The sequence below is a fragment of the Janthinobacterium longum genome (assembly GCF_051380735.1).
Lineage (GTDB): Bacteria > Pseudomonadota > Gammaproteobacteria > Burkholderiales > Burkholderiaceae_D > Janthinobacterium.
Genome location: NZ_JBNYXQ010000016.1, coordinates 15,376 through 26,774 on the forward strand (window position 1 = coordinate 15,376; position 11,399 = coordinate 26,774).

Below are 11,399 nucleotides of genomic sequence, written 5' to 3' on the forward strand. Positions count from 1 at the left end.
CAAGTGCACAAGTTCTCGCTGGTTGAATATGCACTTCCTGCTTTTGCAGCAAAAGACAGTCCCCCTGCGTGACGGTAGCGCCGCGCAACGTCGATGGTCACCCCGGATCCATGCCCAACCTGACACCCGTCGAAGGAATGCCCCCATGAAATCAAGCTGCCGCCCCCTGTTGCGTACCGCCTTGCTGTTGCTGCTGGCTTCGTGCGGCGCCGCGCGGGCAGACTGGGTGCAGGCGACCGATCCGCTGGCCGTGCGTGCACTGCCGGACAGCCTGCAAGCCCAGGTGCAGAACCCGCCGACTTTCTCGTGGTCGCGCCATCCCTCGGCACCGCGGGAATACGTGCTTCAGCTTTATCTGAACAGCGTGCCGAACCGTACTTTCAACACTACGCGCAACTGGTATTTGCCAGCGCAGGCATTGCCTGTTGGCCGCTATACGTGGCGCGTGCGGCCATCGACCTCGCAGGAATGGTCGACCCCGCGCAGCTTCGTCATCGCCGGCAGCTCGCAGCTATTCGAGGTCAATGAAAACGCGGCGCTGCGCAATGCCGTCATGCGCAAGGCGCGCCCGCGCGCGCTGCCCAGCGGCCTGAAGCCGTTCTCGTCGTGGAGCGCCGCCATGCGCTCCGACCGCCAGCAGGCGCTGACGGGGCTGACGAACGAAGTGAACCATTACATCGCGTCGCTGAAAACCGTGTCCGACAGCGAGTGGCCGCTGCCGCCAAGCAAGATACGCACGCCGGCACTGGTGGCGCAGCAATCGAACATCATGCAGCGCGTCAATCCGAATGCGCGCCAGCTGGAGGGGGCGGCGACCTTGTACCGCCTGACCGGCAAGCAGGCCTACCTTGATGAAGCGATCCGCCGCGGCGACCAGTTTGCCGCGCTGGACGTGAACGGCCCCACCAGTTTTGCCAACCAGGACATGGGCAGCCGCGTGATCGCGCAAAGCCTGATGAAAGCCATCGACATGCTGGCCGGCGCACTGGTGGTCAATGGTGACACCACGCGCCGCGACAAGTGGCTGTCGGTGGTGGCGGCGCGCACCGGCGCGCTGTACGCCGACCTGTCGGCCGGCGGCGGCCGTCTCGACCAAATGCCCTATGATTCGCACGCGGCCACCAGCATGGCTTACCTGGCGCTGACCTCGACCCTGGCGCTGGGCGACATTCCCGCAGCGGCCACCTGGTTCGATTTTTCGTTCCGCGCCTTTGTCAGCTCGTTCAGCGTCTGGAGCGGTCCGGAAGGCGGCTTTGCCAACGGCACTGCATATGCCGAATATGAAGCCGACTTCGCGCTGCAGATCTGGCCCGCGCTGGCGCAGGCGACCGGCGTGAACATGTTCGACAAGCCCTGGTCGCGCGGCTTCGCGCAGTTCCTGATGCATTTCGTGCCGCCCGGCCAGCAAACCCACGTGTTTGGCGACGGCCACGAGACGGCGCCCGAATACCGTTTCATGAAGGGGTTCGCCTCGCGCCATGCCACGCCGCAAGCGGCCTGGTATGTGAAAAGCCTGAGCCGTCCGGACGACGTGCTGGCCACCTTGCAGGCACCGTATCCGATGCCGGTCGCGACCGTCGCGGCGGCGGCCGCCATGCCGCCGGCCAACGCCGCCTACTATCCAAGCATAGGCTGGACCGCCATGCACAGCAACCTGGCCAGCAGTAGCCGCACCTCGCTGTACTTCAAGTCCAGCCCTTTTGGTTCGTTCAATCACAGCCATGGCGACCAGAATGGTTTCGTGCTGTTCAGCGCTGGCGTGCCGCTGCTGACGGAAACCGGCTGGTACGACTGGTACGATTCGCCGCTGTGGAATTCCTGGTATCGCCAGTCGAAGTCGCACAATACGCTGACTTTCGACGGCGGCATCGGACAAGCGGTGGAGGGCTATGAAGCGCCGATGTCGCGCAACGGCCGCATCACCGCTTTTTCCACCACGCCGGGCGTCGACTATGTCGAAGGCGACGCCACGCCGGCCTATGCCGGCCTGCTGAAATCGGCCACGCGCAAGATCTGGTACGTGCGCGGCACCGACACGGCGGTGATACTCGACCAGTACGCGTCGGCCAGGCCGCGCGTGTTCGAGTGGAACTTCCACGGCTATGCGCCTGTCGTCGCCGATAGTGCCGGCAATATTTCCATCACCAACCAGGGCCGCAAGGTGTGCCTGCTGCCGCTGGCCACCAGCGCGCAGCGCTTCGAGCGACGCGCCGGCCCGCCGCCGCAAAGCGGCACCTATGAAGACCATGCTGCGTTCGTCAAGACCGCCGCCGCCACCAGCGGCGAATTCCTGACGGTGCTCGATGTCGGTTGCAAGGGCACCGCCGTCAAGCTCGACACCAGCGGCGGCCTGCGCAAGGTCGTGGTCGGTACGCAAACGTTGACACTGCCATTGCCAAAGTAAGCGCGGCACGCAGCGACGCAACGAGCATTGCCGGCTGGCATGGCCGTCTTTTTCGTCTCTGGCATGCCGCTCTAGCCATGCTGTTCGGTTAAGATGCTTCATCATTTTGCAGAGGGTGGGCAGGATCGCTGCGGCGGCTGTCACACCCACTGCAAAGCAAGTCAACCTGCGCCGTCGCCCATGCCCTTGAATATCCTGCAATTTGTGCCAGAAAGCCTGCCCACCTTTCGTGCCGATGTGGCGGTGCTGTTTGGCAAATACCTGCCGCGCCACGGCGTGACATGCGATATCGTCGGCATGCCTTCGCAGCAGGCGCCGCAGGAGCAGGGCTTTCGCTCGGTGCGCACGCCGCGCTTTCACGCTGGCCGGCTGCGGCGCGAACTGGCGTATCAGGCAACGTGCGTGCGCGCCTTGTTGCAGGCGCACCGCGCCGATTGCGATGCGATCCAGGTACGCGACATGGTGCCGACCGGCTTGCTGGCGCTGCTGGTGGCGCGCCTGAAGGGCATCCCTTTCTATTACTGGGTTTCCTATCTGATCAGCGAAGGGCGCATCGAGCGCGCGCGCGCCGATCTGGCGCGGCGCAGAACCGTGCGTAGCCTGCTGGTGCTGAGCAAGGGACTGGTCGAGCGCTGGCTGCTGTACCGCGTGCTGCTGCCGCGCGCCGACCATGTGTTCGTGCAAAGCGAGGCCATGCTGCGCATGATGCAGCAGCGCGGCGTCGCAGCGCTGAAAATGACCGCCGTGCCGATGGGGGTCGACACGGAAGTGCTGGGCACGCAAACCATTGTGGCGCTGCGTCCCGAGGGCTGGGAAAGCGTGCCGCTGCTGGCCTACCTTGGCACGCTGGACCAGTCGCGCCAGTGCGAGCGCATGCTCGACGCCCTGCAGATCGTGCGCCGCGATGTGCCTGGCGCCTGCCTGCTGCTGATCGGTGCCTCCGATACGCCGTCCGATGTCGCTGCCTTGCTCGATTACGCACGCCGCGCCGGCCTGGCCGACCAGGTACGGGTGACCGGCTGGTTGCCGTCCAGCCAGGCGTGGCAACTGCTGGCGGGCGCCGATGTGGCCGTGTCGTATTTTCCGCGTGGCCTGCTGTTTGACGTCAGCTCGCCCACCAAGCTGCTCGAATACCTGGCCCTGCGCATGCCGGCCGTCGGCAACGACAGCCCGGACCAGGCACAAGTGCTGTCAGGCAGCGATGCGGGCTGGCTGACGGCCAGCGATCCGGCCGCGATGGCTGGCGCGATGGTCGAGATCCTGCACGACCTGCCGGCCGCGCGTGCGCGTGCGCGGGGCGGCGCCGCCTATATCGAAGCCGAGCGCAGCTACCGCGTGCTGGCCGGGGAACTGGCGGCCTGCTACCACCGCCTGGCGGGCACTGTTGCGTCGTGAGCGCCAAATAAACGGTACTGCGAAGCGGTACTGCGCGCGCAATTGCAAATCTATAACATATAATGCAAATATGACTACTGTAATGCTGCTGGGACCAGCCCTCGATGCCGTCAGCGGCGTGACAACGCATCTGAATCAATTGTTTCATTGTTCGCTGGCGCGCGACTTTCAGCTGGTGCATTTCCAGGTGGGCAGCGAAGGGCGGCGCGAGTCGCGCCTGCACAAACTGCTGCGCTTCGCCTGGAGCCCGTTCCAGTTCCTGCAGGCCTTGCGCGTGCAGCAGCCGCAGATCGTGCATATCAATACGTCGATGGAGCAGAAAAGTTACTGGCGCGACCTGGCCTATTTGCTGGTGGCCAAGGCGATGGGCAAGCGTGTGCTGTACCAGGTGCATGGCGGCGCCTTGCCGCAGGTGTTTTTCCGCGGCAAACCTTTGTTGACGGGTTTGCTGCGTCGTGTGCTGCATTTGCCCGACGCGGTGGTGCTGCTGGCGCAATGCGAGTTGCGCGCCTACCGCAGTTTCGACGCCGGCTTGCCGCTGGAGGTGATCCCGAACGCCATCGACGCTGGCGTGGACGCGGGCCAGAAGCTGCAATCGCCGCAAGCGCCGCTGTCGCTGGTGTACGTGGGGCGGCTGGCCGCAAGCAAGGGCTTGTTCGAACTGGTCGAAGCGCTGGCGCTGGCGCGCGCGGCGGGCAGCACGGCGACCCTGGCGCTGGCCGGCAGCGGCCCGGCGCAAGCGGCCTTGCGCGCGCGCGTGGCGGCCTTGCAGCTGGAGGGGCAGGTGAGCTTCCTGGGGCCGGTGTTCGGCGCGGCCAAGAACGCCTTGTGGCGCAGCGCCGATGTGTTTGGTTTTCCCACGCATCACGAAGGATTGCCGTATGCTTTGCTCGAAAGCATGGCCGCGCGCACGCCGGTGCTGATCTGCCCGGTGGGCGCGATTCCGGACGTGGTGCAAGATGGCGTGCACGGCCTGTTCGTGCCGCCGCGCGATCCGCAGGCGCTGGCCGACGCCATCGTGCGCCTCGACGGCGACCGTGCGCTGTTGCGGCGCATGGGCCAGGCCTGCCGCGAGCGCATCGACAGTCACTACGCGATCGAGCGCCTGGCCCACGATTTCCGGCGCGCCTACCGCGCCTTGCTGGCGCCGCCAGTATCCGAATAGTTTTTTCAAGCGAGATGTTATGTGCGGTATTGCCGGTCTGATCTTTCCCTCTTCCGATGCCGGCCAGCTGGCCGCGCTCGAGTCCATGGGGCGCTCCATTGCGCACCGGGGGCCCGATGACACCGGCGTGCTGCAGGCCTGCACAGCTGACGGCGCCTGGCAGGTGGGCTTGTTGCACCGGCGCTTGGCCATCATCGATATTGCCACCGGCCACCAGCCGCTGGGCAACGAGACGGGCGATGTGCAGATCATCTTCAACGGCGAAATCTATAATTACCAGCTGCTGCGCGAGCAGTTGATTGCACTGGGCCATCGTTTTCGCACCGCCTCCGATACCGAAACCATCGTCCACGCTTATCTGCAGTGGGGCGAGGACTGCGTGCGGCACTTTCGCGGCATGTTTGCCTTTGCCATCTGGGATGCGCGCATTGATCGCCTGTTCATGGCGCGCGATCCGTTCGGCAAGAAGCCGCTGTTCCTGTGGCAGCACGATGGCCGGCTCGCCTTCGGTTCGGAAATCAAGGCGCTGCTGGCCTTGCCCGGCGTGGCCGCCCGCGCCAATGAGGAGGCGATCTGGGATTATTTCGCCTATCGCTATGCGCCCGGTCCGGCCACCCTGTTCCAGGGCATCAGGAAGCTGGCGCCCGGCTCTACCGCCACCTGGGAAAACGGCGTGCTGCGCGAGAACGTGTATTTCACGCCGCCCGACAGCCGCCCGCGCATGGTGGCCAGCTTGCCGGCCGACCCGGTCGCCACCTTTCTCGACAAGCTCGATGAGTCGGTACGCATGCGCATGATTGCCGACGTGCCGTTCGGCGCCTTTTTGTCCGGTGGTATCGATTCGTCGGCGGTGGTGGCGCTGATGTCGCGCCATGCGGGCGTGCCGGTGAAAACTTTTTCGGTGGGCTTCAAGGAGGGCGGTTTCAGCGAACTGGCGTATGCGGCCGATATTGCGCGCCAGTTTTCCACCGATCACCATGAACTGGAAGTCTCGGTCGATCAGGTGATCGCGTTGTTGCCCGAGCTGGTGCGCTTTCGCGACGCCCCGGTGGCCGAGCCGTCCGATATTCCCATCTATTTGCTGGCCAGGGAGGCGCGCAAGACGGTCAAGATGGTGCTGACGGGCGAGGGCGCCGATGAAATCCTCGGGGGCTACCCCAAGCATGTGTATGAGCGCCATGCGAGCAGTTACCAGCAATTGCCGGGGGTATTGCGGCGCGGCCTGATCGAACCGGCCATCGGCGCCTTGCCCTATCGTTTTCGCCGCGCCAAGACGGCCATCGTCAACCTGGGCCTGGAAGCGTTCGACGAACGCATGCCGCGCTGGTTCGGCATGATGTCGGACCAGGAACGGGCGCGCCTGGTGGCGATGCCGGCGCCGGTGCGCATGCGCGAGCCGGGTCTTGGCTGTGGCGGCAGCGACAACAGCGCGCTGCGCCGCATCCTGTGCTTCGACCAGAAAAGCTGGCTGCCCGACAATCTGCTCGAACGTGGCGACCGCATGACCATGGCCGCCTCGCTCGAAGCGCGCATGCCCTTCATGGACCATGAACTGGCCGCCTATGTAGCCAGCCTGCCCGACGACTACCGCGTGCGCGGGCGCACCACCAAGTGGATCTTGCGCGTGGCGATGAAGCAGTTGCTGCCGCCAGCGATACTGGAACGGCCGAAGGTGGGTTTCCGCGTGCCCGTCAATGAATGGTTCCGTGGCCCCATGAAAGATTATCTGTATGAACACCTGACGGGCGCCTCGTCGTGCACGCGCCACTACTACCATGCGCAAGCGCTGCAGCAGGTGCTGGCCGAGCACGTGCAAGGGCGGCAAAACCACGAAAAGCTGCTGTGGAGCTTGCTGACCCTGGAAATCTGGCATCGCCAGTATCTGTGAGCGCACACCATGCTGGCTAATTTGTCCTGGAAACTGAACCGTTTGCGCGCCATGGGGGCGCTTGAGGTTGCGCACCGCGTGCGCGACGCGGTGCAGCAGCGGCTGCAGGCGCGCGGCATCGGCCTGGCCCACGTGCCGCCGCCGGCGTCCCTTGGCCGCTTCGGCCAACCGTGGCTGGGCTTGCCCGCCGACCCGGCGCCGCACCTGGCGGCGGCCGAGCGCATCCTGGCCGGGCGCTTCGATGTGTTTGCGCTGCGCGATGTCGAGCTTGGTTTTCCGCCCGAGTGGAACCGCGATCCGAAGACCGGCATCGTGGCCCCGCTGACCTTTGGCAAGACCCTCAATTACCGCGACGAAACGATGGTGGGCGATATCAAATGCCTGTGGGAACCGAACCGCCACCTGTGTATCGCCGACCTGGCGATGGCGTATCGCCTCAGTGGCGACATGCGCCATGCGCAGGGCGTGCGGACCTTGCTGGAATCGTGGTGGCAGCAGTGCCCGTATCCGCTCGGGGCCAACTGGAGCAGCGCGCTGGAACTGGCGCTGCGCCTGGTCAGCTGGTCGCATGCCTGGCAGTTGCTGGGCGGCGCCGGCAGCGTGCTGTTCCAGGGGCCTGACGGCCAGGCATTTTTGCAGCGCTGGCTGGCCAGTATCTACCAGCATTGCCATTTTATTGCCGGCCATTTTTCGCGCCACTCGTCGGCCAACAACCATCTGTTTGGTGAACTGACGGGCTTGCATGTGGCGGCGCTGACCTGGCCCTGCTGGCCTGACAGCGCAGCCTGGCTCGCGCAGACCGAGCGCGAACTGGAGCAGCAGGCCATGCTGCAAAATGGCCCGGACGGCGTCAACCGCGAACAGGCGATTTATTACCAGCATACGGTGGCCGACGAAATGCTGTTGTGCGTGCTGGCTGGCCGCGCCAATGGCCGGCCCCGCTCGGCTGCCTTTTTGCAGCGGCTGGAACGCATGCTGGAATTTATCGCCGCCATGATGAACGTGGCCGGCGAGGTGCCGATGATCGGCGACGCCGACGACGCGCAGCTGGCCAACTGGGACAAGTCGCCCGGCGCCAATATTTACCGGTCTTTGCTGGCCAGCGGCGCGGCGCTGTTCGGGCGCGCCGACTTCAGCTTCAAGGCGGGCCGGTTTGACGACAAGAGCGCCTGGCTGATGGGGCCTGCCGGCCGGCAGGCTTTCGACGCCTTGCCGGTCGTAACGCAAACAAGCTTGCCGCGCAGTTTCGCCGAAGGCGGTTATTTCATTATGGGCGCGCGCCTGGACAAGCCCACCGAAGTGCGCCTGATCGCGGATGCCGGTGCGCTGGGCTACCTGGGCATTGCCGCCCACGGCCATGCCGATGCGCTGGCCTTGAGCCTGTCGGTGGCGGGGCAGGCGGTGCTGGTCGACCCGGGTACCTACGCCTATCACACGCAGCAACAGTGGCGCGATTATTTCCGTGGCACCAGTGCGCACAACACGCTGCGTATCGATGGCCGGGACCAGTCTGTATCGGGCGGCAACTTTTTGTGGCTGCGCAAGGCCAGGGCGCAATGCCTGGCCTGGCGAGACGATGAGGCAGGCCAGTTCTGGAGCGCCAGCCATGACGGCTATATGGCCCTGCCGGACCCGGTATTACACCGGCGCGAGGTCAGCGTGGCGCCCGATGCCGCGCGCATCGTGGTCGATGATGTGCTTGAGTGCAAAGGCACGCATGAGGTGGAACTGTTCTGGCATGTCGATCCGCAATGTCAGGTCACGCTGGCCGGCAAGGTGCTGCAGGTGCGCGGCAAGGCTTTTTCACTGGAGATGCATTTGCCCGATGTGCCCGGCGCCACGATGGCGCTGGTGCGCGGCAGCGAGCAGCCGGTGCTGGGCTGGATCTCGCATCGCTTTGATGAAAAACAGGCTGCGCCCACTTTCGCCTGGCGCGCGCGGCTGGGCGGCGGTGCCAGGCTGCGCACCACATTACACTTGATGACAGCTGATCTGAAAAAATGAACGAGGAAAAACATGAAAATTAGTATCTTTGGCCTGGGTTATGTGGGCGCCGTCTCTGCCGGTTGCCTGGCTACCGACGGCCACGAAGTGATCGGCGTCGACCCGAACAGGACCAAGGTCGACCTGATCAACCAGGGCAGCACGCCGATCATTGAAAAAGATATCGGCGAGATGATCGCCGCCACCGTGAAAAGCGGCCATCTGCGCGCCACGGCGGACGTGCGCGACGCCGTGTTCGGTTCCGACATGTCGCTCATTTGCGTCGGCACGCCATCACAGCTGAACGGCAACCTTGACCTCAGCCATGTGCGCAAGGTTTGCCAGGAAATCGGCGCGGCGATCGCCGAAAAAGACACTTTCCACGTGGTCGTCGCGCGCTCGACCATGCTGCCCGGCTCGATGCGTTCGCTGGTGATTCCAACCCTGGAAGCGGCCTCGGGCAAGGTGGCCGGCGTCGATTTTGGCGTCTGCAACAATCCGGAATTCCTGCGCGAAGGCACGGCCGTCCACGATTACTACCATCCACCGAAGACGGTGATCGGCGAGTCCGATGAAAAGGCCGGCACCCTGCTGGTACAGCTGTATGAAAAGATGGACGCGCCGCTGGTGCGCACCGATGTGGAAACGGCCGAGATGGTCAAGTACACCGACAATACCTGGCATGCGGTGAAAGTGGCGTTTGCCAACGAGATCGGCAATATCTGCAAGGCGGTCGGCATCGACGGCCACAAGGTGATGGACATTTTCTGCCAGGATACCAAGCTGAACCTGTCACCGTATTACATGAAGCCGGGCTTCGCCTTTGGCGGCTCCTGCCTGCCGAAAGACGTGCGTGCACTGACCTACAAGGCGCGCACGCTGGACCTGGACTTGCCGCTGCTCAACTCGATCCTGCCGTCGAACCAGAAGCAGGTGGAAAAAGGCATCAAGATGATCACCGACAAGGGCGCGCGCAAGGTGGGTATTCTGGGTTTCTCGTTCAAGGCCGGCACCGACGACCTGCGCGAGTCGCCGCTGGTCGACGTGATCGAATACCTGCTGGGCAAGGGCTATGAGCTGAAACTGTACGACAAGAACGTCAACCTGGCCGCGCTGACCGGCGCCAACCAGGACTACATCCTCAACCATATCCCGCACATCTCCAAATTGATGGTGACCAGCATGCAGGACGTGCTCGATTTTGCCGACACCATCGTGATCGGCAACAGCGCGGCCGAATTCAACACCGTGCCGGCCAGCCTCAAGCCGCACCAGTATCTGGTTGACCTGGTACGCATCAGCAAGGAACAAAGTGGAGACAATTATGACGGCATCTGCTGGTAAGGCGCGCCGGGTATTGATCCTGGTGGAGAACCTGCCGTCGCCGTTCGACCGGCGCGTGTGGCAGGAAGCGACCACGCTGCATGCGAACGGCTATGAGGTGTCGATTATCTGCCCTACCGGCAAGGGCTATGAAGCGCGCTACGAAGCCATCGACGGCATCCATATCTACCGCTACCATCTGCCGCTGGAAGCCGAAGGCGCCAAGGGTTACCTGGTGGAATACTCGCTGGCGCTGTTCCACACCTTCCGCCTGGCCTGGAAAGTGCATTTCGCACGCGGCTTCGATGTGATTCACGCCTGCAATCCACCCGACCTGCTGTTTTTGATCGGCGGCTTTTTCAAGCTGACCATGGGCAAGCGTTTTTTGTTCGACCACCACGACATCAACCCGGAACTGTACGAGGCCAAGTTCGGCCGGCGCGACTTTTTCTACAAGTTGATGGTGTTGTTCGAGCGCTGGTCGTTCAAGAGCGCCGACGTGTCGATCGCCACCAACGAATCGTACAAGAAGATCGCCATCGAGCGCGGCGGCATGAAACCCGAAGACGTGTATGTGGTGCGCAGCGGTCCCAAGCTGGATCGCTTGCGCGTGCTGCCGCCAGTGCCCGCACTGAAAAAAGGCCGCGCTTATCTGGTTGGCTATGTCGGCGTGATGGGCGCCCAGGAAGGCATCGACCTGTTGCTGCAGGCGGCCCGGTACATTGTGCAGACGCTGGGGCGCCATGACGTGCAGTTCGGCCTGGTCGGCGGCGGCACGTCGCTCGAGCAGATGAAACAGATGGCGCAGGACATGGGCATCGCCGATTACGTGACGTTTACCGGGCGCGTGCCGGACCAGCAGTTGCTGGAAATGCTCAACACGGCCGATGTGTGCGTCAATCCCGACGTGGCCAACGACATGAACGACAAGTCGACCATGAACAAGATTATGGAATATATGGCGCTGGGCAAACCGATCGTGCAGTTCGACCTGGTCGAGGGCAAGGTATCGGCCCGGGAAGCGTCGCTGTATGCGCTGAAGAACGACCCCGTCGACATGGCGCGCAAGATCGTCGAACTGCTCGACGACCCGGTGCGGCGTGAACAGATGGGTGCATTTGGCCGCCACCGCGTGGTCAACGAGCTGGAATGGGAGTATGAGGCGCCTAAATTGCTGGCTGCCTACGCGCGCCTGTTTCCCGCCGCGCCGGCAATGCAAGCGAACCAATAAGATCGGGAGA

The 11,399-nt window shown here is 63.9% G+C and carries 7 protein-coding genes; all 7 read left to right on the forward strand.

Annotated elements, in window-relative coordinates:
* Positions 1-145: 145 nt before the first annotated feature.
* Complete coding sequence (locus ACQ4WM_RS24140; protein WP_436549194.1) at positions 146-2,404, forward strand: heparinase II/III domain-containing protein; 2,259 nt, start codon at positions 146-148, stop codon at positions 2,402-2,404.
* Positions 2,405-2,584: 180 nt separating this feature from the next.
* A complete protein-coding gene (locus tag ACQ4WM_RS24145) occupies positions 2,585-3,799 on the forward strand; it encodes a glycosyltransferase (RefSeq protein ID WP_436549195.1) in 1,215 nt (404 codons plus the stop codon).
* Between the two features lie 70 nt (positions 3,800-3,869).
* The gene (locus ACQ4WM_RS24150) at positions 3,870-4,964 is read left to right on the forward strand and encodes a glycosyltransferase family 4 protein (RefSeq protein WP_436549196.1); all 1,095 of its coding nucleotides are present in this window, start codon (positions 3,870-3,872) and stop codon (positions 4,962-4,964) included.
* Positions 4,965-4,983: 19 nt separating this feature from the next.
* The gene (asnB, locus tag ACQ4WM_RS24155; protein ID WP_436549197.1) at positions 4,984-6,852 is read left to right on the forward strand and encodes an asparagine synthase (glutamine-hydrolyzing); all 1,869 of its coding nucleotides are present in this window, start codon (positions 4,984-4,986) and stop codon (positions 6,850-6,852) included.
* A gap of 9 nt (positions 6,853-6,861) precedes the next feature.
* The gene (locus tag ACQ4WM_RS24160) at positions 6,862-8,856 is read left to right on the forward strand and encodes a heparinase II/III family protein (RefSeq protein ID WP_436549198.1); all 1,995 of its coding nucleotides are present in this window, start codon (positions 6,862-6,864) and stop codon (positions 8,854-8,856) included.
* A gap of 12 nt (positions 8,857-8,868) precedes the next feature.
* Positions 8,869-10,179: a nucleotide sugar dehydrogenase gene (locus ACQ4WM_RS24165; protein WP_436549199.1), complete on the forward strand. Its 1,311-nt coding sequence runs from the start codon at positions 8,869-8,871 to the stop codon at positions 10,177-10,179.
* Positions 10,160-11,389 (forward strand): glycosyltransferase family 4 protein, encoded by a 1,230-nt coding sequence (locus ACQ4WM_RS24170; RefSeq protein WP_436549200.1) that lies wholly within the window; start codon positions 10,160-10,162, stop codon positions 11,387-11,389. The genes ACQ4WM_RS24165 and ACQ4WM_RS24170 overlap by 20 nt, the downstream gene beginning before the upstream one ends.
* Positions 11,390-11,399 lie beyond the last annotated feature (10 nt).

Excerpts from the sequence above, each read along its gene's own strand:
- asnB (WP_436549197.1), top strand. The coding sequence starts at position 4,984 with ATGTGCGGTATTGCCGGTCTGATCTTTCCCTCTTCCGATGCCGGCCAG.
- ACQ4WM_RS24170 (WP_436549200.1), top strand. The coding sequence starts at position 10,160 with ATGACGGCATCTGCTGGTAAGGCGCGCCGGGTATTGATCCTGGTGGAG.
- ACQ4WM_RS24140 (WP_436549194.1), top strand. The coding sequence starts at position 146 with ATGAAATCAAGCTGCCGCCCCCTGTTGCGTACCGCCTTGCTGTTGCTG.
- ACQ4WM_RS24165 (WP_436549199.1), top strand. The coding sequence starts at position 8,869 with ATGAAAATTAGTATCTTTGGCCTGGGTTATGTGGGCGCCGTCTCTGCC.
- ACQ4WM_RS24150 (WP_436549196.1), top strand. The coding sequence starts at position 3,870 with ATGACTACTGTAATGCTGCTGGGACCAGCCCTCGATGCCGTCAGCGGC.
- ACQ4WM_RS24160 (WP_436549198.1), top strand. The coding sequence starts at position 6,862 with ATGCTGGCTAATTTGTCCTGGAAACTGAACCGTTTGCGCGCCATGGGG.
- ACQ4WM_RS24145 (WP_436549195.1), top strand. The coding sequence starts at position 2,585 with ATGCCCTTGAATATCCTGCAATTTGTGCCAGAAAGCCTGCCCACCTTT.